This window comes from Lentzea xinjiangensis, assembly GCF_900110955.1.
Taxonomy (GTDB): Bacteria; Actinomycetota; Actinomycetes; order Mycobacteriales; family Pseudonocardiaceae; genus Lentzea; species Lentzea xinjiangensis.
In genome coordinates this window covers 33,889-58,759 of record NZ_FOFR01000010.1, presented here as the reverse complement: position 1 = coordinate 58,759, position 24,871 = coordinate 33,889, and the positions used below count along the sequence as shown (strand labels likewise).

General features: G+C 71.5%; 25 protein-coding genes. 16 read left to right on the top strand and 9 right to left on the bottom strand.

Annotated features, from left to right (window positions below; genetic code table 11):
• Positions 1-15 precede the first annotated feature (15 nt).
• Entirely contained in the window at positions 16-261 is a 246-nt protein-coding gene (locus BMW88_RS21635; RefSeq protein ID WP_177221223.1) for a DUF3040 domain-containing protein, read from the bottom strand.
• Positions 262-333: 72 nt separating this feature from the next.
• Positions 334-1,326 (bottom strand): cell division protein ZapE, encoded by a 993-nt coding sequence (zapE, locus tag BMW88_RS21630; RefSeq protein ID WP_089953355.1) that lies wholly within the window; start codon positions 1,324-1,326, stop codon positions 334-336.
• Positions 1,327-1,392: 66 nt separating this feature from the next.
• On the opposite strand from zapE, the gene BMW88_RS21625 reads away from it, so the two are divergent.
• Positions 1,393-2,046: a dihydrofolate reductase family protein gene (locus tag BMW88_RS21625; RefSeq protein ID WP_245777955.1), complete on the top strand. Its 654-nt coding sequence runs from the start codon at positions 1,393-1,395 to the stop codon at positions 2,044-2,046.
• 17 nt (positions 2,047-2,063) lie between these two features.
• Entirely contained in the window at positions 2,064-3,128 is a 1,065-nt protein-coding gene (locus tag BMW88_RS21620; RefSeq protein ID WP_089953652.1) for an ATP-dependent DNA ligase, read from the top strand.
• On the opposite strand, the gene BMW88_RS21615 is transcribed toward BMW88_RS21620, so the two are convergent.
• Positions 3,125-3,994, bottom strand: a complete 870-nt coding sequence (locus BMW88_RS21615; RefSeq protein WP_245777954.1) for an EamA family transporter — start codon at positions 3,992-3,994, stop codon at positions 3,125-3,127. The two genes, BMW88_RS21620 and BMW88_RS21615, sit on opposite strands and share 4 nt — an antisense overlap.
• 188 nt (positions 3,995-4,182) lie before the next feature.
• Here BMW88_RS21615 and BMW88_RS21610 point away from each other — a divergent pair, with 188 nt between their 5' ends.
• The gene (locus BMW88_RS21610) at positions 4,183-5,685 is read left to right on the top strand and encodes an alpha/beta fold hydrolase (RefSeq protein ID WP_245777953.1); all 1,503 of its coding nucleotides are present in this window, start codon (positions 4,183-4,185) and stop codon (positions 5,683-5,685) included.
• A gap of 268 nt (positions 5,686-5,953) precedes the next feature.
• Here BMW88_RS21610 and BMW88_RS21605 read toward each other — a convergent pair whose 3' ends face one another.
• The 5 genes from BMW88_RS21605 to BMW88_RS21585 form a co-directional block, all read right to left on the bottom strand.
• A complete protein-coding gene (locus BMW88_RS21605) occupies positions 5,954-6,637 on the bottom strand; it encodes a DUF6319 family protein (protein ID WP_089953650.1) in 684 nt (227 codons plus the stop codon).
• A 134-nt stretch (positions 6,638-6,771) separates the two neighbouring features.
• Positions 6,772-6,990, bottom strand: a complete 219-nt coding sequence (locus BMW88_RS21600; RefSeq protein ID WP_245777952.1) for a hypothetical protein — start codon at positions 6,988-6,990, stop codon at positions 6,772-6,774.
• Positions 6,991-7,177: 187 nt separating this feature from the next.
• Positions 7,178-9,727, bottom strand: a complete 2,550-nt coding sequence (locus BMW88_RS21595) for an NACHT domain-containing protein (RefSeq protein ID WP_089953349.1) — start codon at positions 9,725-9,727, stop codon at positions 7,178-7,180.
• Between the two features lie 31 nt (positions 9,728-9,758).
• Positions 9,759-10,766: a non-homologous end-joining DNA ligase gene (gene ligD / locus BMW88_RS21590; protein ID WP_089953348.1), complete on the bottom strand. Its 1,008-nt coding sequence runs from the start codon at positions 10,764-10,766 to the stop codon at positions 9,759-9,761.
• Between the two features lie 10 nt (positions 10,767-10,776).
• Positions 10,777-11,376: a TetR family transcriptional regulator gene (locus BMW88_RS21585; protein ID WP_089953346.1), complete on the bottom strand. Its 600-nt coding sequence runs from the start codon at positions 11,374-11,376 to the stop codon at positions 10,777-10,779.
• Positions 11,377-11,416: 40 nt separating this feature from the next.
• On the opposite strand from BMW88_RS21585, the gene BMW88_RS21580 reads away from it, so the two are divergent.
• The 4 genes from BMW88_RS21580 to BMW88_RS21565 all read left to right on the top strand — a co-directional run bounded on the left by BMW88_RS21580 (position 11,417) and on the right by BMW88_RS21565 (position 15,037).
• A complete protein-coding gene (locus BMW88_RS21580; protein ID WP_089953345.1) occupies positions 11,417-12,562 on the top strand; it encodes an acyl-CoA dehydrogenase family protein in 1,146 nt (381 codons plus the stop codon).
• Between the two features lie 10 nt (positions 12,563-12,572).
• Entirely contained in the window at positions 12,573-13,742 is a 1,170-nt protein-coding gene (locus BMW88_RS21575) for an acyl-CoA dehydrogenase family protein (RefSeq protein WP_089953343.1), read from the top strand.
• 15 nt (positions 13,743-13,757) lie between these two features.
• A complete protein-coding gene (locus tag BMW88_RS21570) occupies positions 13,758-14,480 on the top strand; it encodes a MaoC/PaaZ C-terminal domain-containing protein (protein WP_089953341.1) in 723 nt (240 codons plus the stop codon).
• A 176-nt stretch (positions 14,481-14,656) separates the two neighbouring features.
• Positions 14,657-15,037, top strand: a complete 381-nt coding sequence (locus tag BMW88_RS21565) for an SsgA family sporulation/cell division regulator (protein ID WP_089953339.1) — start codon at positions 14,657-14,659, stop codon at positions 15,035-15,037.
• Positions 15,038-15,094: 57 nt separating this feature from the next.
• On the opposite strand, the gene BMW88_RS21560 is transcribed toward BMW88_RS21565, so the two are convergent.
• A complete protein-coding gene (locus tag BMW88_RS21560) occupies positions 15,095-15,748 on the bottom strand; it encodes a GntR family transcriptional regulator (RefSeq protein WP_089953337.1) in 654 nt (217 codons plus the stop codon).
• A 102-nt stretch (positions 15,749-15,850) separates the two neighbouring features.
• Between BMW88_RS21560 and BMW88_RS21555 the strand changes: the two genes are divergently transcribed.
• The 9 genes from BMW88_RS21555 to BMW88_RS21515 all read left to right on the top strand — a co-directional run bounded on the left by BMW88_RS21555 (position 15,851) and on the right by BMW88_RS21515 (position 24,869).
• The gene (locus BMW88_RS21555) at positions 15,851-16,804 is read left to right on the top strand and encodes an asparaginase (RefSeq protein ID WP_089953336.1); all 954 of its coding nucleotides are present in this window, start codon (positions 15,851-15,853) and stop codon (positions 16,802-16,804) included.
• A gap of 67 nt (positions 16,805-16,871) precedes the next feature.
• Positions 16,872-17,162: a hypothetical protein gene (locus tag BMW88_RS21550; RefSeq protein ID WP_089953334.1), complete on the top strand. Its 291-nt coding sequence runs from the start codon at positions 16,872-16,874 to the stop codon at positions 17,160-17,162.
• 80 nt (positions 17,163-17,242) lie between these two features.
• Positions 17,243-17,665, top strand: a complete 423-nt coding sequence (msrB, locus tag BMW88_RS21545) for a peptide-methionine (R)-S-oxide reductase MsrB (RefSeq protein ID WP_089953332.1) — start codon at positions 17,243-17,245, stop codon at positions 17,663-17,665.
• 259 nt (positions 17,666-17,924) lie between these two features.
• Positions 17,925-18,809 carry a TIGR04222 domain-containing membrane protein gene (locus BMW88_RS21540; RefSeq protein WP_089953330.1) on the top strand — a complete coding sequence of 295 codons (885 nt, stop codon included), beginning with the start codon at positions 17,925-17,927 and terminating at the stop codon, positions 18,807-18,809.
• Between the two features lie 89 nt (positions 18,810-18,898).
• On the top strand, positions 18,899-19,663 hold the full coding sequence (locus tag BMW88_RS21535) for a TIGR04222 domain-containing membrane protein (protein WP_143116180.1): 765 nt from the start codon (positions 18,899-18,901) through the stop codon (positions 19,661-19,663).
• Between the two features lie 11 nt (positions 19,664-19,674).
• On the top strand, positions 19,675-20,442 hold the full coding sequence (locus BMW88_RS21530) for a TIGR04222 domain-containing membrane protein (protein WP_089953327.1): 768 nt from the start codon (positions 19,675-19,677) through the stop codon (positions 20,440-20,442).
• A complete protein-coding gene (locus BMW88_RS21525) occupies positions 20,442-21,260 on the top strand; it encodes an MbnB/TglH/ChrH family RiPP precursor modification enzyme (RefSeq protein WP_177221222.1) in 819 nt (272 codons plus the stop codon). The genes BMW88_RS21530 and BMW88_RS21525 overlap by 1 nt, the downstream gene beginning before the upstream one ends.
• Position 21,261: 1 nt before the next feature.
• Positions 21,262-21,624 (top strand): SCO6045 C-terminal-like domain-containing protein, encoded by a 363-nt coding sequence (locus tag BMW88_RS21520; RefSeq protein WP_089953325.1) that lies wholly within the window; start codon positions 21,262-21,264, stop codon positions 21,622-21,624.
• A 173-nt stretch (positions 21,625-21,797) separates the two neighbouring features.
• Positions 21,798-24,869 (top strand): S8 family serine peptidase, encoded by a 3,072-nt coding sequence (locus tag BMW88_RS21515; protein ID WP_089953323.1) that lies wholly within the window; start codon positions 21,798-21,800, stop codon positions 24,867-24,869.
• Positions 24,870-24,871: the final 2 nt, after the last annotated feature.

The window sequence follows — 24,871 nt, the reverse complement described above, 5'->3', positions numbered from 1 at the left end:
CAGTGAGTTTCCGGGCTACCGCAGCCGCAGCGGGTACTTGCGCACGAGCAGGACGCCGGCGGTGACCAGCATGCACTGGAAGGCGGGGCCGAACGCTCCGATCACCGTCAGCAGGACCGTGAGGCCGCCGAAGACGAGCAGGAGGGCGTAGAACAGCCAGGGTCGCACCCGGCGGTTCATCGTGCGGGCGAGTCTCGGTTCGTCCGCCAACAACCGCTGCTCGATCTCCTCGAGCGAGCGGCGCTCGGCTTCACTCAGCATGGGGGCCTCCGGGAGACGTCGGGACGTCATCATTCCCACTCGTCACCAGTGGATACTCGAACGCCGCCGGAGTCAAACCCGCGACAGCGCGACCAATCGGCTGACAGCGCGCAGGTACTTCTTCCGGTACCCGCCCCGGAGCATCTCCTCGGTGAACAGCTCCGCGAGCGGCCGCCCCGACACGGCGACCGGGATGTCGCGGTCGTAGAGGCGGTCGCCGAACGCCACGAGCCGCAGCGCGACCGACTGGTCCGGCGCCGGCTTGACGTCCCTGAGGTGCACCGCGGTGACGCCGTCGACGAGCCGGCCGTACTTCGACGGGTGGATGCGGGCGAGCGCCTTGCACAGCTCGTCGAAGTCGTCGAGGGTCGAGCCCGGGGTGTCCGCGGCCTTGGCTTCGAGCTCCTCCGCCGACATCGGCGCCGGCGCGTCGGGCAGGCCGCGGTGGCGGTAGTCCGGGCCGTCGACGCGCACGACGTCGAACTTCGAGGACATCGACTGGATCTCGCGCAGGAAGTCGGCGGCGGCGAACCGGCCCTCGCCGAGCTTGTCCGGCAGCGTGTTGGACGTGGCCGCGACGTGCACGCCCCGCGCGGTCAGCTCCTTGATCAGGCGGGTGACCAGCATGGTGTCGCCGGGGTCGTCGAGCTCGAACTCGTCGATGGCGAGCAGCTTGTGACCGCTCAGGCGCTGCACGGCCTCCGGGAACGTCAGGACGCCGACGAGGTTGGTCAGCTCGACGAACGTGCCGTACGCCTTGGGACCGGGCACGGCGTGCCAGAGCGAGGCGAGCAGGTGGGTCTTGCCGACGCCGAAGCCGCCGTCGAGGTAGAGGCCGGGTTTGCCCTCGTCCTCGGTCCGCGAGCCGAACAGCGACCACTTCCTGCGCTGCACGCCGACCCGCTCGGCGAACAGGCGGCCCGCCCGCACCGCGGCGGCCTGGCTCGGCTCGTCCGGGTTGGGCACGTAGCTGTCGAAGCTGACGTGGTCGAACCTCGGTGGCGGCACCAGGCCCTCGACCAGTTCGTCCGCACCGATCTGGGGATCCCGGTCCGACAAGCGCATGCCCGCACCCTATCGGCGTGATGGGATGTGCTCGTGCAGATGTTGTGGCCCTCACCGGGCGTTGAGATGACCGACACAGCCCTGGAGTCGCTCTACGCGTACCCGGAGGACCGCACCTGGGTGACGGCGAACTTCGTGTCCAGCGTGGACGGTGCGGTGTCGGTCGACGGCCGGTCCGCCGGCCTGGGCTCCGAGGCGGACAAGCGGATCTACACGCTCGGCCGCGAGCTCGCCGACGTCGTGGTGGTGGGTGCGGCGACAGTGCTGATCGAGGGCTACCGGGGTGCGCGGCGCGAACGACCGTTGCCGATCGCCGTCGTGACGGCGCGGGGGTCGCTGACGCCGGACCTGCCGCTGTTCACCGACACGGAGGTGCCGCCGATCGTGATCACCTGCGCGGCCGCCCCGCTGCCGCCGCTGCCCGCCGAGGTGGTGATCGCCGGGGACACCGAGGTCGACCTGGGGATCGCGGTGGCCGAGCTCGCGGCGCGCGGGCTGCGGCGGATCAACCTCGAGGGCGGGCCGCGCCTGTTCGGCGCGATGGTCGCCGAAGGCCTGGTCGACGGGCTGAACCTGACGGTGTCGCCGATGCTCGCGGTCGGTGACTCGTCGCGGATCGCCCACGGCCCGGTGGTGCCGCCGGTGGACCTGGCACTCGCGTCGGTGCTGCGCGCGGAGGACGTGCTGTTGTTGCGGTACCTGCGGCGCAATTCCAGCTGAGAGGGCAGTATGTGCCCGTGGACCTCCCGCTGACACCGCCACTGCAGCCGATGCTCGCGACCGCGGTGGACGGCATACCGGACACGGGCGACCTGCTGTTCGAGCCGAAGTGGGACGGTTTCCGCTGCGTGGTGTTCCGCTCCGGCGCCGAGGTGCTGCTGCAGTCGCGCAGCGGCAAGCCGCTCAACCGCTACTTCCCCGAGGTCGCCGCCTCGATGCTCGACGTGCTGCCGGACCGCGTCGTCGTCGACGGCGAGCTCGTGGTGGCCAAGAACGACGAGCTGGACTTCGACGCGCTGGCCGAGCGCATCCACCCGGCCGCCTCGCGGGTCGCGCTGCTGTCGGAGTCGACGCCCGCCACGTTCGTCGCCTTCGACCTGCTGGCGCTGGGGTCCGAGGTGCTGCTGGAGTCGCCGACCCTCGCGCGGCGCGAGGCCCTGCTGCGGCTCGCCGGGCTGAACGTGACGCCCGCGACGACCTCCGCCGAGACGGCCGGGGAGTGGTTCACGCTGTTCGAGGGCGCGGGCCTGGACGGCGTGGTGGGCAAGCCGGCGGACGGCCCGTACACGCCGGGCAAGCGCTCGATGGTCAAGGTCAAGCACGCCCGCACCGCCGACGTGGTCGTGGCGGGCCTGCGCTGGCACAAGGACACCGAGCCCGGCACGGCCGTCGGCTCGTTGCTGCTCGGTGTCTACGACTCGGACGACCTGCTGCACCACATCGGCGTCTGCGGCTCGTTCAAGGCGGCCGAGCGCCGGGAGCTGGCCACCGAGCTGGCCGGGCTGATCACCGACTCCGGCGACCACCCGTGGGCGAACCCCCGGCCTGGCCAGCGGATCCCCGGCGAGATCAACCGGTGGCGCGGCAAGCAGGCCGAGTACGTGGCACTGCGCCCCGAACGCGTGCTGGAGATCCACTACACCCAGACCGAGGGCGAGCAGCCCGTGCGGCTGCGGCACAACGGCCAGTTCGCGCGGTGGCGCCCGGACCGCGAGCCGCTGTCGTGCCGCTACGACCAGCTGGAGGTCCCGGCCCGCTACGACGTGGCGTCGGTGCTCAGGGGTGAGCTGCGGCCGCGCTAGACGTCGGGCCGGGCCGACCGGGTCGCGCCGACGGAGGCGATGACCACGCAGCACACGGCGACCCACTGCGCCGGCGCGAGGTGCTCGCCGAGCAGCACCAGACCGGCCACCGCGGCCACCGCCGGTTCCAGTGACATGAGGATGCCGAACACGCGTGGCGGCATCCGGCGCAGCGCCTCCAGCTCCAGCGAGTACGGGATCACCGACGACATCAGCGCCACCGCGAACCCGGCGGCGAGCACGACGGGGTCGAAGATCGCGGTGCCGGCCGAGGAGACGCCGAACGGCAGCGCGATCACCGCGCCGACGACCATCGCGAGCGCGAGCCCCTTGCCGTCGTTCGTCCGGCTGCCGAGCTTGGCCGTGACCAGGATGTACGCCGCCCAGCACGCGCCGGCGGCCAGCGCGAACAGCACACCCGTCCACAGCAGACCACCCTGCACGCGCGTGAGCAGCACGACCCCGGCGCCCGCGAGCAGCACCCACACGCCGTCGAGCCAGCGCCGCGAGCCCGCGACGGCCACCGCCAGCGGGCCGAGGAACTCGATCGTCACGGCCGCGCCGAGCGGGATGCGGTCGAGCGCGGCGTAGAAGCAGAGGTTCATCGTCGCGAGCACCGCTCCGTAGGTCAGCACGACCAGCAGCGTGCGGCGGTCCAGCCGCAGCGACGGACGCCAGAGCGCGACCAGCACGACCGCCGCGACCACCAGCCGCAACGTCACCGTGCCCGCCGCGCCCACCACCGCGAAGAGCTGCTTCGCGACGGCCGCGCCCACCTGCACGCTCACGATGCCGAGCAGGACGAGCGCCGTCGGCGGGATGCCGCCCAGGAGCCTCGCGACGGGGAGCCGATCAGCGTGAGCCATGGTCCTCATCCTGACCCAGGGCCTCCGGCACCGGCACCGGGTCCTGGCAGTGAGCCAGGGCACAGCACCGGTGGCCCGACGGGCACCTTCTCACCTTGTTCTCACCTTGCGCGTGCGAGTCTCAGCATCCCGGAGTGTGAACGAGAGCGAGGAATTCTGTGCGTCGCGCTGCCTTGGCCCTACTGGCAGTGAGCGTGCTGACGGCGTGCAGCGCGGGGCCTTCGACCCGGCCGGTGATCGCGGTCAGGGGCGAGGAGAACCAGCCCGTCGACCAGAGCGCGCTCGCAGGGCCGCAGCCAGTGCCACCGCTGAGCGAGTACCGCAAGGACTCGCTGGCCTGGTCGGCGTGCAACGAGCAGATGAAGGACCGCCTCGGCGACGGCGTTCCCCAGGGTGACCTGACCTACGAGTGCTCGCGCATGACCGCCGTGCTCGACCCGCCGGGACGGCCGGGGCGCGGCACGATCGGCATCGCGCTGATGCGCGTCGGCACGGGCAAGAGCGCGCTGGTCGTGGTCAACGACCCCGGCGGCGAGCCGGGCACGATGAAGGCGGCCCGCCTCGCGGCGACGTTGCCGAAGGACGTCCTGAGCACGTACACGATCATCGGCGTGGACCGGCGCGGCACGGGCCGTTCGGACGGCATGTCGTGCGTGCCGCAGACGACGCGGGCGCAGCTCGTCGAGCACGACCCGGCCGAGACCGAGCAGTCGAACCTCGTCGTCGCGGCCGGTGAGGCGTCGCAGGAGTGCGTGCTCGACCTCGAAGGCAGGCTGACCGCGTTCGACTCGTGGCGCGCCGCCGCCGACCTCGAACGGCTCCGCGACTACCTCGGCGTCGACCGCCTCAACGCCATCGGCCTGGGCGAGGGCTCCCGCGTCATCACCACCTACGCCCAGCGCTACCCGGCCCGCATCGGCCGCATCGTCCTCGACGGCGCCCCGGACCCGGCGCTCGACCAGGTCGGCGTCCTGGAGTCCCGCGCCACGGCGGCCGAGGCGACCTTCGAGGCGTTCGCCCGCGACTGCAAGCTCCGCGGCTGTGCGCTCGCGAACCCCCGCGAGGACGTGCAGGCGCTCCTGCAGCAACTGCGCACGACCCGCATCCGCGGTGACTACGTGGACCTCACCCCGGGCTCCGCCCTGAACGCCATCCTGGCGGGCCTGGCCGACCGCCCGCGCTGGCCCGCGCTCGCCGACGCCGTCGTGAAGGCGCGCGCCGGCGACGGCGCGGGACTGTTCGCCCTGATCGACCCGCTGGTGAACGACCTCGACGAGAACCCGCCGCGCTTCGACGCGGGGCTGGTGATCGGCTGCAACGACACCGCCACCCGCATCCCGCCGGACCGGGTGAAGGCGCTGAGCGCCGACTGGCGGGGCAAGTACGCGATGTTCGGCGCCCTGTTCGCCCGCCGGCTGCTGCACTGCAACCCGTTCCCGCCCCCCAAGGACGAGAAGCTGGACGCGCTCAAGAGCGCACCGCCGATCGTGGTCCTGAGCACCGCCAACGACCCCTCGACGCCCGCACCGGGCACGGAGCACACGGCGCAGCGGCTGCCGGGGTCCGCGTTGATCGGGTGGCAGGGCAGCGGGCACGGGGCCCTGGGCCTGTCCGGTTGTGCGACCACGGCGGTGCGCGACTACCTGATCGACGCCAAGGTGCCGTCGAACGGCACCGTCTGCCCGCCCTGACCCGATGCGCGGCGTGGGGAGCTACGCGTGGTGACCACGCGAGGCTCCCCACCCGAATCCGGTGTCAGCAGCTCGAACAGCAGCCGCAGCCGGGACCCGTGCACCCGGAACAGCACCCACACGTACCCATCAGGGCCTCCCGTACTTCAAACCGGACCTGCGCGGGACCTCCGCGCATCCCACGGTCCGCCCCGGCACCAGACCTGGGAAGCCCCCTCACCCGAACGCGCAGCCACAACCACCCGAGGCGTCGCGGTCGGTGACCTCGTTACACACCCAGCTCTTCCAAGGCCTTCTGCGCTGCCTCCAGTTCGGCGCGCAACTGCTCCACCCGGGCCAGCTGCTGAGCACGCGCCGCGTTCAGCACGCCCTCGACGATCTCGGCGACCTCCGGGGCGAGCAGCTTCGCGGCCTGCGCCACGGCGGCCGGCGGCACCGGCGTCGGGCGGACCGTCTTGCGGGTGCCCTGCAGGACCTCGACGACCCACTCGCCCTCGCCCGTCGTCACGAGCGTGACGGTGACCTCGGGTGCCGTGTTCTTCGCCGACGGCTTGCGCGCGGGCTTGGCGGCGGCCGCCGGCTCGGCCGCGGCGGGTTTCGGCTTGGGGGCCACGGGCTTCACCGGCGCCTCCGGGACGTAGGGGTGGATGATCTCGGTCTCGCGCGGCGGCTCCGGCGGTGCGGGCGGCGGCGTCGCCGGCTTCTTGCGCGGCGGCGGCTTCTCGAGCGTCAGCTCGGCCGGGCCGAACGACATCTCGTCCTTCGAGCCGGTCGGGCGGACCTGGATGAAGTCGCCCTCCTCCGGGTCGGTGAACGCCAGCAGCTTCGCCGACCTCCCGGCCTCCATGCCCACCGCGGCCGCCGTGAACCACACCAGCGGCTGGGTGCCTCCGTCCAGCTGCGAGCGCAGGTTGTCGACGTCCTCCGCCGACAGCCCGCTCTTCTTCGCCATCGCGCTGCCTCCCCACCGTTCGAACACCTGTGCCCCAGCATGCCCTACACCCCCGACATTTACGGGCACCGGGTGGTCAGCAAGATCATCAGCACGGTCGAACCGCCATGAGAGCGCTCTCACGCTCCTCGCGGTCAGATCTCGTCGGCGCGCAACCGGTATTCACACCCGTACTCGACCGCGTACGACAGGTCGTAGATGTGCACGATCTTCGGCCCGCTGTGCAGGTGCACGTACGTCACGGTCTGCCGCGGATCCTCCGGCGTGGCCGGCAACGAGTCGACCCGGCCGTCGAGGGGACCGCCGACGTACCGCACGACATAGGGCTGGGCCATGGCGACCTCCTCTCGCACCTCCCCCATTCTACGAGGTCGGCAGCCCGATCCGGTCCCGGTCCAGCCGGTTGGCTCACTCACCGGCCCGGTGGAGGCGCGGTTCGCCGAGCACGCCCCGTCCAGCCACCGGCGCGGGTCGCCGCAGAAGTGCGACGCGCACGGCTCCCGACCGGCGCTCCACTTCGGCACCCGTCGCACCACCAAGTCAGCGGGTGAGGTCGACGAACGACATCTCCTCGGCCGTCCAGCGCCGCAGGCAACCGCGCAGCGCCTCCAGACCGCCACTGTCCGGACACGCTGCCAGCAGGTACTCGCCGAGCCGCTGACGAGAACCGGTCGGCGGGTCGAACAACCCGCCGGACACCCGGCAACCGAGTCCCACCTCGAACGCCGCGGCGGCGATGACGCAGAACAGGCCGGTGAACCAGTCGATCGGCATCGGTGTGACGAGGTTCGCCACGAGCTTCGGCACGACCGAGGCGGGGATGGGGAGCAGATCGGTCAACCCCACGACGAGGTAAGGGCCGAAGGCGATCATGGCGAGGCGCCCGCCCTCTCCGCACGCCCGCATGAGCGGGCCGGCCACGTACTCGGTGCCGTCTCCGGGAAGAAGGGCGTAGACCAGCGTGCGCCTGCGGTGCCGCAGGACGAAGCGTGCCGGGTCCGCCAGGTTGTGCCGTGCTTCCCCCAACGCGACCTCGTACGCCACAGCGGGTTCTCGCACGACCAGACCAGCCCCGAGCCGGATGTCGGCGAACTCGTCCCGGCGGTCCGCCGTGCGCGCGATGACAGCCCGCGCCGCCGACGCGACACGAGCTTTCCTCCACCCTCTGAGCTTGACCAGCACCGCCCTCAGCTCGAGCGAGCCCGTCGCACCGAGCAGTGCGAAGGCGTGTTCCAGCAACGCCTCGACGGTCGCGTGGTGAGCGGTGTTGTGCTCCAGGAAGCCCAGGCAGAACATGATCAACGCGACTTCGGCCGATCGGCCGAGCCCGTTCTCCGCCGCATCGAGGAACAGCCGCAGGCAGGTGTCTCCGCCGTCGGCCCGGTTCATGTCGTAGACCTGCAACGCGACCAAGGGCACGACGTGGCTCTTGCCCGACGTGATCATCGGCAGCAGGCAGGCCACGAGCTCTTCGGCGCTCTCGTGCGTGCGCAGAACGTGGCAGGCTGTGTAGTACTCCATGAAAGTCCGATGGGTGAAGCCGAAGAGCCGCTCACCGTCGGGCGTCGTGTCGACCTGGGTGAGCACCCATGCCCGCTCGGCGCAGTAGTCGAGGAAGTCCTGCGCTTGCTGGTGGTACGTGCGGGTGACCTCTTCCTCCCGCGCTTCCAGGTGTGCGACCACGAGGCGCCGCAACGTCTTCTCCGTAGCGGCTTCCCTGCCGTCGAGCTCGAAGAAGAAGTAGCGGGCAAGCTCCTGCACGAGGATCTTCGCGAGTTTGACCGATGACTTGATCAGCGACGGCACGTGGGAGACGGCGTCCCACCGCACCAGCATCAGCTCGGCACATTCCCGGTAGACGTCCGCTGTGTTCTCCGGAATGTATCCCTCGTTCTGATAGAGCATGCATAACAACGACAACATCAACGGGTTGGATCTCAAGTCGTGGACGTGCTCGCTGTCGTGCAGGAACGCCGTCGCCCGCGACTGCGAACTCAGCGCGTGGTGCGGAACCAGCTCGAACCACGTGTGCACGTACAGCCCCACCTGCGCCTGGTCGAAGTCAGGCAGCCGGTAGACGGGAAACGTCTCGCCATCGAGCCTCGCGACCGGATAGCTCTCCTCGCGGCAAGTGACCACTATGCGCGCCAACGGGAAGCGGGCCGCGAACGCTTCGATGGCGGCGACCGCGGTCCGGCGCTCGTTCGCATCGCCCACTTCGTCGAGCCCGTCGAACACGACGAGCCCCGCACCGGAGTCGAACAGGTCCGCGATCTCCTGCCTTCGCACTTCGCGCTGCACCAAGGGCCGCAGCTCCCGCGCAAGGGTCGTGGCGAAGTCCTCCCGCAACGCCTGGTGCTGTTTCAGCAGCAAGACCATCGGCACCACGCGGTCGTCATCGCCGGCGACCCGGTGCACGAGACGCCGGATGAACGTGCTTTTGCCGGCGCCGGGATTGCCCACCACCACGAACCTGCGCGCCGTCAGCGCGGTCTCGTGGATCCGGGTTTCCCGCAGACCGCGCGGACCGGTCGCCTGGACCACGCGCGGCACGTAGATCTGCTCCATCAAGAACCGGTAGTCCGCCTTGGAGTGCGGCATGATCATGCGCTCGTGCGCGGCAGCCGTCGCCTGCCGGATCACCACCCCGATGTCGAGTGCCACGCGGTGCCGAGCCTCGTCGATGGCGAGCGCGAGCCGTTCCCGCACCGGCCGCTCCGGCCCGGTCGCCCTGATCACGATCTTGTCGCTGCCGGGCACCTTCCCCGCGAGCTCGCGCACCACGCGCTCGGCTTCCGCCCACAGGCCGGCGGCGAACTCGCGCGACTCCGCCACGTCGATCCGGACGGCACGGACGAACTCCTCGCGGAAGGCCTCGCGCAGCTGCCGACGATCCGCGAGCCGGGGGTTGTCCGCCTGTGACGAGTGCTCCACGTTGCAGAGGAGCTCGATCAGGCTGACGCAGTCGCTGCTGCGCAGGTAGCCCACCAGGCGCCGGCGCACCGAGGCCGACATCTGCTGTTCCGACCCGGCGACCCGCTCTTCCATCGCCGTCCGCACCCGCGCGCTGACGACCGAGATCCCCACCATGCCGGGAAGATCGAAGCCGGACGGGCCGCTGTTACTGCTTGCGGGCGCGCGACGGCTGCACCCGCACCGGCTCGCCCGGCATCTTCGGGTAGTCCGGCGGGTACGGCATCTCCCCGCGCGGATCGGCCGCGTACCACTCCAGCAACGTCTCGATCCCGAACGCCTCGGAGTCCAGGCCCGCGTGCGGGTCGCCCCGCTCCCGCAGGTACTCCGGCACGGTCAGCACGTCGAAGTCGTCAGGGTCCACAGTGGACAGATCGTCCCACGTCACCGGGGTCGACACGGTCGCGCGCGGGGTTCCCCGCACCGACCACGCCGAGGCGATCGTGCGGTCGCGGGCGGCCTGGTTGAAGTCGATGAAGACCCGGGAACCGCGTTCTTCCTTCCACCAGGCCGAGGTGGCGAGCGACGGCGCCCGCTTCTCCACCTCGCGGGCCAGGGCGATCACCGCGTGCCGGACGTCGACGAAGTCCCAGGAGGGGCGGATCCTGACCGCGACGTGGATGCCGCGGCCGCCGGAGGTCTTGGGGTAGCCGACCAGGCCCGCGTCGGCGAGCACCTCGCGCAGCACCCCGGCGACGCGGGCCGCGTCGGAGAAGTCCGTGCCCGGCTGCGGGTCGAGGTCGATGCGCAGCTCGTCCGGGTGGTCGACGTCGGGACGCCGCACCGGCCAGGGGTGGAAGTCGAACGTGCCGAGGTTCGCGGCCCACACGACGACCGCCTCGGAGGTCGGGCAGATCTCGTCGGCGGGGCGGCCGGATGGGAAGCGCACCTGCACGGTCTCCACGTACGGAGGAGCGCCCTTGGGCACGCGCTTCTGGTAGAACGCCTCGCCCTCGACGCCGTCGACGAACCGCTTCAGCACCACCGGGCGGTCGCGCAGCACCGTCAGCAGGACAGGCGCCACCGTGCGGTAGTACTCGACCACCTGGCCCTTGGTGATGCCCCGCGCGGGGAAGTACGGCTTGTCCGGGTTGGACACCCGCACGAGCTGGTCACCGACCTCGAGCTCGATCGCTTTCGACTTCGCAGCAGCCACGCGGCGAACACTAGAGGCCGCGGACGAACGCCGCGAGCGCCAGCTCGAAGCTGTCGCGGTCCAGCTCGCGGGCGACGCCGGGCAGCAGGTGGGCGCGGTCGAGGTGCGGGTAGCGGCCGGTGTAGTCGGCGGGATCGGACGAGAAGCCGCTGGAGAACGAGCTCAATGCCGACCCGAACACGATGTACATCAACCCCGCGGCGATCATCGTGGCCTCGCGGCGCGACCAGCCGGCGTCGACCAGCGCGCCGTGCAGGATGTCCAGCCGCCGCAGGGACTCCTCCCGGCCGGCCGGGCCGTAGGCGAGGAACGGGACGATGTTCGGGTGCGACGAGAGCGCTTCCCGGTAGGAGCGGGCGCACCGGATCAGGCCCTCGCGCCAGCCTGAGGAGAAGCCGGACACGTCGACCGACGACAGGATCGTCGCGGCGACGTCGTTGAGCAGCTGGTCCTTGGTGCGGACGTGCCCGTAGAGCGACGCGGCCTGCACGCCGAGCTCGGCGGCGAGCTTGCGCATGGACAGGCCGTCGAGCCCGTCGCGGTCGATGATGGCCAGGGCGACCGACCTGATGCGGTCGGGGCTCAGCAGAGGGGTGCTCGGCCGCGGCATGTGAGTTAACCTAACACTGTTCGGTTAATGGGGAGGATCGGTGGATCTGACGCTTTCGGACGAGCACCGGCAGCTCAGGGAGCTGGCGCGGCGCTTCACCGACGACCGCGTGGTCCCGCACGCCACGCGCTGGGACCGCGAGGAGGCGATCGACCGGGACCTGGTCCCGGCGCTCGGCGAGGTCGGGTTCCTCGGGCTGGGCGTCGACGAGCGCTACGGCGGGTCCGGCGGCGACAACCTCGCCTACTGCCTGGTGCTCGAGGAGATCGCCCGCGGTGACTCCGCCGTCCGGGGGATCATCTCGGTCTCGCTCGGCCTGGTCGCCAAGTCGATCGCCGCGCACGGCACCGAGGAGCAGAAGCAGCGCTGGCTGCCGGGCCTGACCAGCGGCGAGCAGATCGGCTGCTTCGCCCTCACCGAACCCGGCACCGGCAGCGACGCCGGCAGTCTCGTCACCAGGGCCACCAGGACGGCCGGCGGCTACCGCATCAACGGCCGCAAGGTCTTCATCACCAACGGCACGTGGGCGGACGTCGCGCTGGTCTTCGCCCGCACCGGAGGGCCGGGGCCGAAGGGCGTCAGCGCGTTCCTGGTCCCGACCGGCAGCGAGGGCTTCACCGCCACCGAGATCAAGGGCAAGCTCGGCATGCGCGGCCAGGCCACCGCCGAGATCACCCTCGACGACGTCGAGGTGCCGCAGGAGGCCCTGCTGAGCGACGAGGGCTTCAAGCTCGCCATGAGCGCACTGGACAAGGGTCGCATGTCCGTCGCGGCGGGCTGCGTCGGCGCCGCGCGGGGCGCGCTCGAGGCCGCGCTGCGGTACGCCGGGGAACGCGAGCAGTTCGGCAAGCCCATCGCGGGGTTCCAGCTCGTCCAGGAGCTCCTCGCGGACATGGCCGTGGAGACCGACGCCGCGCGCCTGCTCACCTGGCGCGTGGCCGACCTCGCCGACCGGGGCCTGCCGTTCCGCACCGAGGCGTCGATGGCGAAGCTCTACGCCAGCGAGGCCGCGGTCAGGGTCGCCAACAACGCCATCCAGGTCTTCGGCGGCTACGGCTACATCGACGAGTACCCGGTGGGCAAGTACCTCCGGGACGCCCGCGTCACCACCCTCTACGAGGGCACCAGCCAGATTCAGAAACTGCTCATCGGTCGCGCGCTGACGGGCATCAACGCGTTCGTCTGAAGGGAAAGCAATGGACTTCACGCTCGACGCAGAGCAGAAGGAGATCCGCGACTGGGTGCGGACCTTCGTGCGCAAGGAGATCGTCCCGCTGGAGCCGGAGGTGCTGCGCCGCGAGCGCGCGGGCCAGCCGGGGCTGCCCAAGGACGAGCTCAAGGCGTTGCAGGACAAGGCCAAGCAGGCCGGCTTCTTCGGTGTGCTGACGCCGCAGGAGTACGGCGGCATGGGGCTGAGCGCGGTGATGGCCGCCCTCCTCGAGGTCGAGCTGGGGCGCAGCTTCGTGCCGTTCCGGTTCGGCGGCTACGCGGACAACATCCTCTTCCACGGCAACGAGGAGCAGAAGCAGCGCTACCTGCTGCCGACGATCTCCGGCGACCGCGTCTCGTGCTTCGCGATCACCGAGCCCGGCGCCGGCAGCGACGCCAAGGCCATCCGCACGTCCGCCGTCAAGGACGGTGCCGAGTGGGTCATCAACGGTGAGAAGACGTTCATCACGCAGGGCAACGAGGCCGACTTCGTGATGGTGTTCGCGGTGACCGACAAGGAGAAGGGCGCCGACGGCGGCGTCACGTGCTTCCTCGTCGACCGCGACATGGGCTGGAAGTCCGAGCCCATCCCGACGATGGGCCAGTGGGGTCCCGCGGCGCTCGTGTTCGACAACGTGCGGGTGCCGGAGGAGAACGTCCTCGGTGAGGTCGGCAAGGGCTTCCACCTCGCGATGCAGTGGATCGGCCAGGGCCGCTACCTGCTGCCCGCCCGCGCGCTCGGCAGCGTCGAGCGGCTGGTCGAGATGGCGATCGAGCAGGCCCGCAACCGCGTCACGTTCGGCCAGCCCATCGCCGAGTACCAGGCCATCCAGTGGATGATCGCCGACTCTGCGGTCGAGATCGAGGCGCTGCGCTGGCTCGTGCTGCACGCCGCGTGGCTCGTCGACCAGAAGCAGGACTCGCGGCAGGCCCAGTCGATCGCGAAGCTCTACGGCGGCGTCAAGGCCAACGAGATCGTCGACCGGGTCCTGCAGATCCACGGCGGCATGGGCTACACCCGCGAGCTGCCGATCGAGCGCTGGTACCGCGAGCTGCGGCTGCTGCGCATCTACGAGGGCACCGACGAGATCCAGCGCCGCACCATTGCGCGCAACCTGCTCAAGGGCCACGCCAACGTCCGCGGCACGCTCGGCTAGTCCTATCGTGGAGCAATGCTGCACCACGACATCCTCGGCGTCGTCGAACGACAGGTCCGCACCTGGTCGGCCGGCGACGCCGAGGTGTACGCGGCGGCGGTCGGCGGCCACTCCCCCGCGTTCGCCATCCCGGTGCTGCAGCACGGCGGCCCGCAGCTCGGCCTGACCGGCGCCGACATGACGCAGGTGCTGCACGCCGAGCAGTCGCTGTGGCTGCACCGCGAGTTCCCGGTCGCGGGCTCCGCGGTCGTCACCAGGACCGTCACCGACATCCACGACAAGGGCTCCGGCGCCCTGGTCGTCAGCACCTGGGAGTCGGAGTTCGCGCGCACCCGCTCGTCGTGCTTCGTCAAGGGCGAGGGCGGCTTCGGCGGTGACCGCGGTGGGACGCGCGAGTTCACCGTTCCCGCGACGGCCCCCGAGGTCGGCCACTTCCTGACCGCGCAGGACCAGGCGCTGCGCTACCGCGAGACCGGCGACGTGAACCCGATGCACCACGACCCGGAGTTCGCGAGGAGGGCGGGGTTCGCCCGCCCGATCCTGCACGGCCTGTGCACGCTCGGGATCACCGTGCGCGGCAAGCGCTTCACCGAGCTGCACGTCCGGTTCACCGCACCGGTGCTGCCCGGCGACGAGCTGCGGATCGAGCACTGGCCCACGGGGGAGTTCCGCACGAGCGCGGGCGGCAGGCAGGTGCTCGTCGGACGGCTCCGGTGGTCCGGAGCGGGCAGCCGCTGAAATCCGCACACCCACGCCGGTCCGCCCCCGTCGACGCCCGCTGCCCGAGCACCGGCCGCGTTCGCACAGCGCCCGCCAGAGCCGGTCACCCGGCCGCCGCGACAAGCCGCGATGAACCGATCAGCCGTCCGGCACGTCAGAACAGGTGAAGGCAAGCGAACACTCAGGGAGTCCCGATGCGGGTCGCAACACGCACCGTCCTCGACTTCGTCCGTCCGGACGGCGCCACCGCCCCGGTGGAGACCGAGTTCATCTACCAGGCCGACGACCCGTTCGCGGTGACGATGAGGTTCCACTCCGGCGGCGCGGTGGCGACCTGGGTCGTGGGCAGGGCGCTGCTGGCCGAGGGCCTGTCGTCGCCCGCGGGGGACGGCGACGTGCGGTTGCGCCCCGTGGGCCGCTCGCTGCTGCTGGAGCTGATCTCCGACCAGCACGTGACGGTCTTCCGGCTGCCGGCGAGCAAGCTGCGCAAGTTCCTCGACGCCACCTACCGGCTCGTGGCGCCCGGCACCGAGCGGTTCGACGCGGACGCGTTCCTCAGCACCGTCCTGCGCTGACGGGGCCGAGCACCCCGCCGCAACGCTTTCCGGCAGCCGGGGCGCCGACCGACGCAGCTAGTGGTTCAGGCTCGTCAGCATCTGCGCGCACACCCTGGAGAGGTGCCGGCGCATCACGGTCGACGCCCTGGCCGCGTCACCGTCCTCGACCGCCTTGACGAGCTCGTCGTGGTCGTCCATCGACGCGTGCTGGTGCGGCGGGTCGTCCTCCAGCGCACTGCGCAACAGGACCACGCGCTGCTGCACGAGCCGCACCTGCTCGGCGATGTGCGGGCTGCGGGCCGCGGTGATGAGCGCCTGGTGGAACGCGAGGTCCAGCCGGTACGGGAACGGCTGCCCGCTCCTGTAGTTGCGCCGGCTCTCCGCGCAGACCTCGTGCAACCGCACCAGGTCGACGTCGGTGCGGCGGGACGCCGCCAGCTCCGCCGCCGCGCACTCCAGGGCGGTGCGCAGCTCGAACAGCGCCTTCACGTCACCGGGGTCGGCACCGGGGACGAACGCGCCCCGGTGCGGCACGAGCGTCAGCAGCCCCTCGGAGGCCAGGTGCCGGATCGCCTCGCGCAGCGGGCCGCGGCTGATGCCGAGCTTGTGCGCCACCTCGACCTCGTTCACCCGCGAGCCCGCGGGGATCTCCCCGGTGAGCACCTGTTCGCGCAGGACGTCCACGGCTTGTCCGGCCAGGCTGAGGTGCAGCGGGGTCGGAGGTGTCACCTTCGTCTCCTGATCTGGACGGCACAGGCCGTCCCTCCGTTAAACTACCGAACATGTCAACTGTCGACAGTTGGCAGTCTTGGTGATCCGCGGGAGGGCGACATGGGGCACGAGGTTGTGGCAGAGGTCTGGCGCGGCGACTTCCTGGAGTCCGTGCACCACGGCTCGGTCGTGGCCACCGACCCCTCCGGCGCCGCCGTGCTGTCCTTCGGCCGGCCGGACGACGTCGCGTTCCCCCGCTCCTCGAACAAGCCGCTCCAGGCCCTCGCGATGCTCCGCGCCGGCCTCGACCTCGACGGCGAGCTGCTCGCCCTGGCCTGCGCCTCGCACTCGGGCGAGGACTTCCACGTCGAAGGCGCTCTGCGCATCCTCGCGTCGGCGGGCCTGACCGAGGACGCCCTGCAGTGCACCCCGGACCTGCCGCTCGGCGAGGAGCCCCGCGCCCGGCACCTCGCCGGCGGGCTGGCCCCCGCCCCGAAGTACATGAACTGCTCCGGCAAGCACGCCGCCATGCTCGCCACCTGCGTCGTCAACGGCTGGCCGACCGCCGGCTACCTCGACCCGGCGCACCCGTTGCAGGTCGCCACCCGCCGGACCGTCGAGGACGTGGCCGGCGAGCCGGTCGCCCAGGTCGGCGTCGACGGCTGCGGCGCCCCGATCTTCGCCATCAGCCTCACCGGCCTCGCCAGGGCGTTCGGCCGCCTGGCCGCCGCCGCGGAGGGCACGCTGGAGCACCGCGTGGCCGCCGCGATGAACGCCCACCCGCGGTGGGTGGGCGGCACCGGGCGCGACGTCACCGCGCTGATGGACGCCCTGCCCGGCGTCATCGCCAAGGACGGCGCCGAGGGCGTCTACGCCGTCGGCCTGCCCACCGGGGAGGGCGTGGCCCTGAAGATCGCCGACGGCTCGTCGCGCGCCCGTGCCGTCGTCGTCATCGCGGTGCTCAAGCGGCTCGGGGTGGACGTGAGCAAGGTCGAACACCTCGCCACGGTGCCGGTGCTCGGACACGGCCGCGCGGTGGGCGCCGTCAGGCCCGCGCTCGCGCTGGCCGGGTGACTTCGCGCCCCGCCGCCGGGGCACGGCGAGCCTGGATCCGCCCGCCACAGCCACTAAGCTGGGGGTTATGGGCGAACCGAAGGACGAGCGCGAGCAGTTCGAGGAGGAACTGATCGGCCTCGACCCGCACGACCCCGAGACGAAGGCGTTCGCCGAGCACCTCGACCGGATGAAGCGCCAGCGCCCCGGCTACACCGTCGAGGGCTACCTGGAGGGCGTGCAGGACTTCGCCGACTCGGCGAACCGCACCACCGGGCACCAGCGGCTCGTCGCCGTCATCGTCGTGGGCCTGATCCTGCTCGGCGTGCTCCTCACGATCTGGTTCGCGCTCGGCGACATCATCGCCGTCATCTTCTGACCGGGACCACTTCTCACCGAAGTCTTACGGCCGCCGCGCCGCCGGGAAGCCCCACGGCGCCGCCGGCGTTATAAAGAGACATGGAACCTGTTGTCGGCGCCACCCCCAAAGTCGTGCGTTCCGAAGAGGAATGGCGCGCCCAGCTGAACCCCGCCGAGTACGCGGTGCTGCGGCAGGCAGGCACCGAGCGCCCGTGGACGGGCGAGTACACCGAGACCAAGACCGAGGGCGTCTACGAGTGCCGCGCCTGCGGAGCCGAGCTCTTCCGCAGCGACACCAAGTTCGACTCGCACTGCGGCTGGCCGTCGTTCTTCTCGCCCCTGGCCGGTGACTCGGTCATCCTGCGCGAGGACCGCACCCTCGGCATGACCCGCGTCGAAGTGCTCTGCGCCACATGCCACAGCCACCTCGGGCACGTTTTCGAAGGTGAGGGGTACCCCACCCCGACGGACCAGCGGTACTGCATCAACTCGGTCTCCTTGAAACTCGTTCCGTCCGAATAGGAGACTGGTCCCCGAGTCCGGCCGGCAGGGCCGGAACTACCTGGGAGGCCTAATGATCTTCCGCAAGGGCACTGACGGTGAAGGCTCCGGCGGAGTCGACGGTGGCTCGTCCAGCTAGCCACCGAGAGTGAGCGAATCGTCACGAAGTGACAGGTGAAGGACAACCCTAAGGCTTCGTCAACAAGCCTTGTGGCCCTGTGGCCCGGACCACACCATTGACGCCACCGAAGCATTTCGGGGCAGTCAGGGGGTGGGTCGCATGCAGAGGCCTTGGGGGTTGTCCGGACCGGAGTTCCTTCAGCTGTACTGGATCGGGCTGGCACTGGCCGTGCTGGTCGCGATCGTCGTCCGGGTCCGCGCACGGGCTGGGCACAGCGCCCAGCCCGTGCGCTCCCTGGACATGGACGAGCTCGCGTTCCTCGCGGGCGGTCCGCGGCGCGTGGTCGAGACGTCGATCGCACGCCTGCTCACCGCGGGTGAGCTGCGCACCTCCCGGCGCGGCACCGTTCAGGTCACGTCCACCGCGCACTCGCCGAACCCGGTGGACCGCGCCGTCATCGCCGACGGCCAGCGCTACACCAACCGCACCGTCAGCCTGATGATCCCCGCTCTCGCCGCGGACGAGGCCGTCACGGCGATCGGCCGGCGGCTTGAGGACATGGGCCTGGTGGTCAACCCGGACGTCGCGAAAAGCGCGCTGCGCAAAGGTTCTCTCGCGCTGTGGGTGCTGCTCGCGATCGGGGTCTCCCGCTGGGTCAACGGGATCGCGATCGGCGCGGCCATCGGCTGGCTGTCGGTGCAGCTCGTCCTCACGGGGGCGCTGATCTTCCTGCTCATGCGGCGCGGCAAGCACATCCGCACCGGCAAGGGCAACCGCGTCCTCGACGAGGCCCGCGGCTCCCGCGGCCGGTCGGCCGCGCCGGACGAGGCGGCGTACGCGGGCGCGGCCGGGCTGGTCCTCTTCGGAGGGCTCGCCGTCTACCCGGACCTGGCGGTGCGCAGCTCGTTGCTCGCCTCCTCCCCCGGCGCCGCCGGCTACAGCGGGACCGGTTACGGCGCGGGGGCGACGAGCTCCTCGTGCTCGAGCGGGAGCAGCTGCGGCGGAGGCGGCGGCTGCGGTGGCGGGTGCGGCGGCGGCAGCTGACCGTCGTCCGGTTCTTTTCCGGTAACACCAGGAACCCGGGGGTAGATCTCCCACGTCGAAGGCGCACTGGCTCAGTGAGGGGAGTGCTGATGGCCACGGCTTCGACACCGCACCAGGTCGTCTGGTCAGCGGAGGAGATCGGGTTCCTGGCAGGGGGACCGGGCAGGGCGGTGGAAGCCGCTCTCGCCCGGCTGGCGGACGGCGGTCTCGTGCGACTGTCCCGCGAGGGACTCGTGACCGCCGTCCACCAGAACGGCCACGGTGCCACGACCCCGCTCGAGGCGGTGGTCCTGGCGGCGCTGCGGGGCGCGGCCCGCCCGGTCCGGCAGCTCGTCGGGCTGGCGGCCGGGAGCCAGGAGATGGCCGCGTTGCACCACAGCCTGATCGTGCGCGGGGTGGTGCGCCATCAGTGGGGACGGCCCCGCGGCGGCGTCACCGCGCTGCGGGTCCTGCTGGTGCTGCTGGCCGTCGCCTCGGCGGTCGCGGCGATCGTGCTCGACGGGTGGGTGCTCCTGCTGTCGCTCGCGTTGCTGGTCGTCTCGTTCCTGCTGCGGGACCGGGGACGGCTCACGGCGCCCGGCAAGGCCGTGGTGCGCCACGCGTGGCGGAACCGGCGGGGCGGCGCGGAAGCGGTGGCGCTGCGGGGTTTTCGCCCCACCGGAAGCCGCCCGGCACGAGGGTCCACTTCGCACAGTGGGGCGTGCGGCTCCTCGCTCGACTACGGCCACCACTGCGCGAGTTCGTCGAGTTGTTCCAGTAGCAGCAGTTGTTCGAGCAGCAGTTGCAGTTCCAGCAGCAGCAGTAGCAGTTGCAGCAGTTCGAGCAGCAGCAGCTGCGGCAGTTCCAGCAGCTGAGGGGGAGATCGATGACAACACCGGCGACCGGGCGGGGACCGCGGCTGTCCCCGGAACAGCTCGGCTACCTGGCGGCGGGACCGGGCAGGGCCGCCGAGACCGCGCTCGCCCGGCTGATCGACCGCGGTCTGGTGCGGGTGTCCCGCGACGGGCTCGTCACCGCCGTGCACCGCGACGGCCAGGGCGCGGCCACCGGCGTCGAGAGGTCCGTTCTCGAGCACGTGCGGACAGCGGTCCGGTTCGGCACGGTCGTGGAGACCGCCGCGCACGACTCGGAGATGCGGCTGCTGCGCACCCTGCTGGTGAGCCTCGGGCTGATGCGCCTGCCCCGCCGCCGCAGCGCGTCGTGGTGGGTCTACCTCGTGGTGGCGGCACTGCTGGCGGTGCTCGGCATCGCCGTGCCCGCGCTGCTCATCGGCACGGTGTTCTTCGTGCTGGTCTCCCTCCGGCTCCTCGGCAGGAACGCGCTCACGACGGCGGGCAAGGAGGAGCTGGCGCGGGCGGCGGCGAGCGACCGGGTGCTCGCGGTGGCGTTGCACGGCTTCCGCGGCGAGGTGGCGGGCACCCCCGTGGGCGACCTCTTCGAGCTGCCCCGGAGCGTGGTCAGGACGATCCAGCTCAAGAAGGACCGGAAGTCCACTTCGGACGGCGCGGGGGCGGCGGTGTCGAGCTGCAGCAGCTGCGGCAGCGGATGTGGTAGCAGTGGCAGCAGTTGTTCGTCCGGCGGCAGCAGCTGCGGTGGCGGCGGAGGCTGTGGCGGCGGAGGAGGAGGCGACTGATGGCGGGAATCGCGGAGCTGGGTGTCGGTATCGGCTGGCGCCCGGAGATCGACCTGACCGTGGAACGGTTGCCCGGCGTCGACTTCGTCGAGGTCGTCGCCGAGAACCTCCACGCCGGCCACCTGCCGGAATCGGTGGTGCTGCTGCGGGAGCGGGGCATCCCGGTGCTCCCCCACGCCGTGTCGCTGTCATTGGGCGGCGCGGAACCGGTCGACCTCGGCCGGGTCGAGCACCTCGGTGAGGTCGCCGAGGCGGTCGGCGCGCCGATGGTCAGCGACCACGTGTGCTTCGTCCGGGCGGGCGGGCTCGACTCCGGCCACCTGATGCCGGTACCGCGCACCAGGGACGCGCTCGACGTGCTCGTCGCGAACGTCAAGCTGGCGCAGCGGAACCTGCCGGTGCCGCTCGCGCTGGAGAACGTCGCCGCGCTGCTCGAGTGGCCGGACGGCGAGCTGTCCGAGGGCGAGTTCCTCGCCGAGCTCGTCGAGCGCACGGACTGCTGGCTGCTCGTCGACGTCGCGAACCTCTACGCCAACGCCCGCAACATCGGCACGGACCCGGAGCGGTTCCTCGACGAGATCCCGCTGGAGCGCCTGGCCTACGTGCACGTGGCCGGCGGCGTCGACCACGGCGACGTCTACCACGACACCCACGCGCACGCCGTGCTGCCGGAGGTGCTCGGAGTGCTCGGCGAGCTGTGCTCGCGCGTCACGCCTCCCGGCGTTCTGCTGGAACGCGACGACAACTACCCGTCCGACGCCGAAATCGCGTCCGAGCTGGCCGCGATCCGCGCTGTCGTGACCGGTCGGCAAGGCTGAAATGATCGACGAGAATGAGGTGTCGGCCGCCCGCGAAAGGCTGGCCGAGAAGCAGGCGGAACTGTTGCACGCATTGCTCGCGAACGGGCCGGCGCCGGCGGGGTTCGACGAACAACGCCTCGGCGTCGAAAAACGCGCGTTGCTGTCGAAACGCCGTGGCATCGTCCGGGTGCTCGGCCCCGCAGTGGCCGACGAGCTCGGCGACCGGTTCCGGCCGCTCTTCGACGCTTACGCCGTCGAACACCCACGTCGCGCGGGTTCACGTGCCCGCGAGGACGCCGCCGCGTTCGCCGAGTGGTGCCGCGCCGCCGGAGAGCTGCCGACGCACCGCAAGGCGCGCTGGAAGTTTTGGCGGTCGCACTGACGGGCGAACGACCGACTGGCCGAAATCCCCCGTTCAGCCCTGTGTGACCCCGGACACCCTCGATACGTTCGAATGCGTCGGGGGATTTTTCGCATTGCTCTCGCATTGCCGCGGAGGGCCTTCCGGCCTGCGCGGACCACAGCGCGCAGAATTCGAACCACGAGGGGATTCGAATGCGCGGAAAATCCGGAGTGCTGTGCGCTCTCACGGCGCTCGCCCTGACCGCGGCACCGTCGGCGGTCGCGACGGCCGCCCCACCGGGCCCACCGCGGGAGGCGGTCGACGAGGTCACCCTCGTCACCGGCGACAAGGTCCTGCTCGGACCGGGTGAGCTGGTCCTCGCGATCCGGCCCGGCGAGGGCCGCGAGGGCATGGCGTTCAAGACGCACCGCGGCGCCGACAGGCACACCACGGTCGTCCCCGAGGACGCGTTCGGGCCCCTGGCGGCGGGCCGGCTCGACCGCAGGCTCTTCGACGTCACCACGTTGCTCGAGTTCGGCTACCGGGACCGGATGCCGTTGATCGTCGACGGCCGGGCCAGGCTCGGCGCGCGGACCTCGGCCGACTGGACCGCTCTGCGCGGCTCCGAGGACAAGGTCTGGCTCGACGGCATCCGCAGGCCGAGCCTCGACCGCAGCGTCGCCCAGATCGGCGCACCCGCCGCCCACCGGCGCGGCATCACCGGCGAGGGCGTGAAGGTCGCCATCGTCGACACGGGCGTGGACGAGAAGCACCCCGACCTCGCCGGCCGGCAGATCGCGGAGAAGAACTTCACCGACGACCCGGACGCCACCGACAAGGTCGGCCACGGCACGCACGTCGGCTCCACCGTCGCGAGCCGCGGCCCCGTCTACGGCGGCGTCGCACCGGGCGTGCAGCTGATCGACGCCAAGGTCTGCGTCGAGTTCGGCTGCCAGGAGTCGTGGATCCTCGACGGCATGCGGTGGGCCGCCGAGCAGGGCGCACAGGTCGTCAACCTCAGTCTCGGCGGCCGCGACACCCCGGAGATCGACCCGCTGGAGCAGGCGGTCAACGACCTGACGGCGCAGTACGGCGCGTTGTTCGTCGTCGCGGCGGGCAACGCCGGTCTGAAGGGCTCGGTCAGCTCGCCCAGCACGGCCGAGGCGGCGCTGTCGGTCGGCGCCGTGGACCGCGACGACGAGATGGCTCCGTTCTCCAGCAAGGGTCCTCGTGTGGGAGACAGCGGGCTCAAGCCCGAGGTGACCGCACCGGGCGTGGACATCGTCGCCGCCGCAACGGGCACGAACGGCGAGCACATCGCGGCAAGCGGCACGTCCATGGCGGCACCGCACGTGGCTGGCGCCGCGGCTCTGCTGCGCCAGCAGCACCCGGAGTGGACACCGGCGCAGCTCAAGTCGGCGCTCGCGACCACGGCCAAGCCCGCGGCGGGGGTGAGCGCGTTCGACCAGGGCGCCGGGCGCATCGACGTGGCCAAGGCGATCGACCAGGTGCTGACCGCCGACGTCGTCGCCGTCAACCTCGGCGTCCACGAGTGGCCGCACGACGACGACAAGCCGGTGACCAAGCCGATCACCTACTCGAACCCGACCGACGCGGCGATCACGCTCGACGTGCGGCTCACCGGCGGCGCGCCGCAGGGCATGTTCTCGCTGAGCGCCTCGAAGGTCACGGTCCCCGCCAAGGGCAGCGCGTCGGTCGGCGTCACGGGCGACACGCGCGTCGGCACGCGGGACGTCGCCTACACCGGTGAGGTCGTCGCGACGTCCGGCCCGCACACCGTGCGCACGCTCGTCGGCATCGACCGCGAGGTGGAGAGCTACACCCTCACCATCGACCTGACCGGCCGCGACGGGCAGGACCCGCCGAACTCGCTGTCGTTCGTCGACGGCCTCGACAACGACACCTTCCAGGTGGTGCCCGCCACGGGCGACGTGAAGGTCCGCGCACCCAAGGGCACCTACGTGCTCGACTCGGCGATCAGCACGCCCGACGGCATCGACCTGCTGGTGCGGCCGACCGTGGAGCTGACCGGCGACCTGACGGTCAGCCAGGACGCCCGGCTGGCGCGGCCGGTGTCGGTGCTGGCGCCGGAGCCGACCGGTGACTTCGTGGTCGGCGAGGTGCTGTGGCGCCGCACGCGCGGTACCCAGACGGTCACCTCCGGGTTGATCATGTTCGGCGGCTTCGACGGCGTCGGCGTGGCCCAGACCGGCGGACCGCTCCCGCCGGAGGAGATGTCGTCGCTCACGACGCTGAACGCCGGCTCCGCGGCCGAGGCCGGCACCTACTACCGGCTCTCCTACCCGATCGCCGGCAGCCTGCCGAGCGGTCTGTCCCGTGCACCGAGCAGGGACGAGCTGGCCCGCGTCGAGGCCACCATCGACGGCCTGGAGCCGGGCAGCACGTCCATGAAGGGAGAGTTCCCGACGTCGGTGCACGGCCTGGACGGCGGAACGGCGCTCTACCCGGTGCCGGCGAACGGCAAGGTCGTCGACTACGTGACGACCGAGGGCATGCGCTGGCAGTCGAACGTCCGGATCACCCACCCCCACGGCGCCCAGGCGCAGATCATCTCCGGGTACCGCGCCTACGCGGCGGGGAGGACCTACCGGGAGCGGGAGAACAGGCCGGTGTTCTCACCGGCGTTGCCCGAAGCGCCCTACCCGTACGCGCAGCGCCACGGCTCGCAGCTCTACCTCGGCGTCCCGCTGGTGAGCGATGCGAGCGGCGGTCAGGGCGACTCCACCGCGGACAGCGCGCGCACGGCCCTGTACCGCAACGGGGTGCTGCTCGGCGAGCTGGCCACGCCGGGCGGCAGGTTCCAGGACGTGCCGCTGCCGCCGGGCGACTTCCGCGCCGAGATGAGCCTCGACCGGAGCTCGCAGTTCGCGTTCAGCACCAAGGTGTCGGCGGTGTGGACGTTCCGGTCCGAGGGCAAGCCCGACCAGGTGGAGGCCCTGCCGCTGTCGGTGGTGCGGTTCGCGCCGAAGCTCGACGACGACGGCACGGTGCCCGCGGGCACGTTGCAGCGCGTCGGGTTGCTCACGCAGTCCCAGGGCGACACGGGCGAGGTGCGCGTCACCGGCGTCGAGTACTCGTACGACGACGGCAAGTCGTGGCGCCGTGCGGGTGTCGTCGGCACCAGCGCGCTGATCTACACCCCGGCGAACGCGCAGTGGGCTTCGCTGAAGGCCACCGCGACGGACGCCAGGGGCAACACCGTCGAGGTGACCGTGATCCGGGCCTACCGGGTCGGCGCCTGACC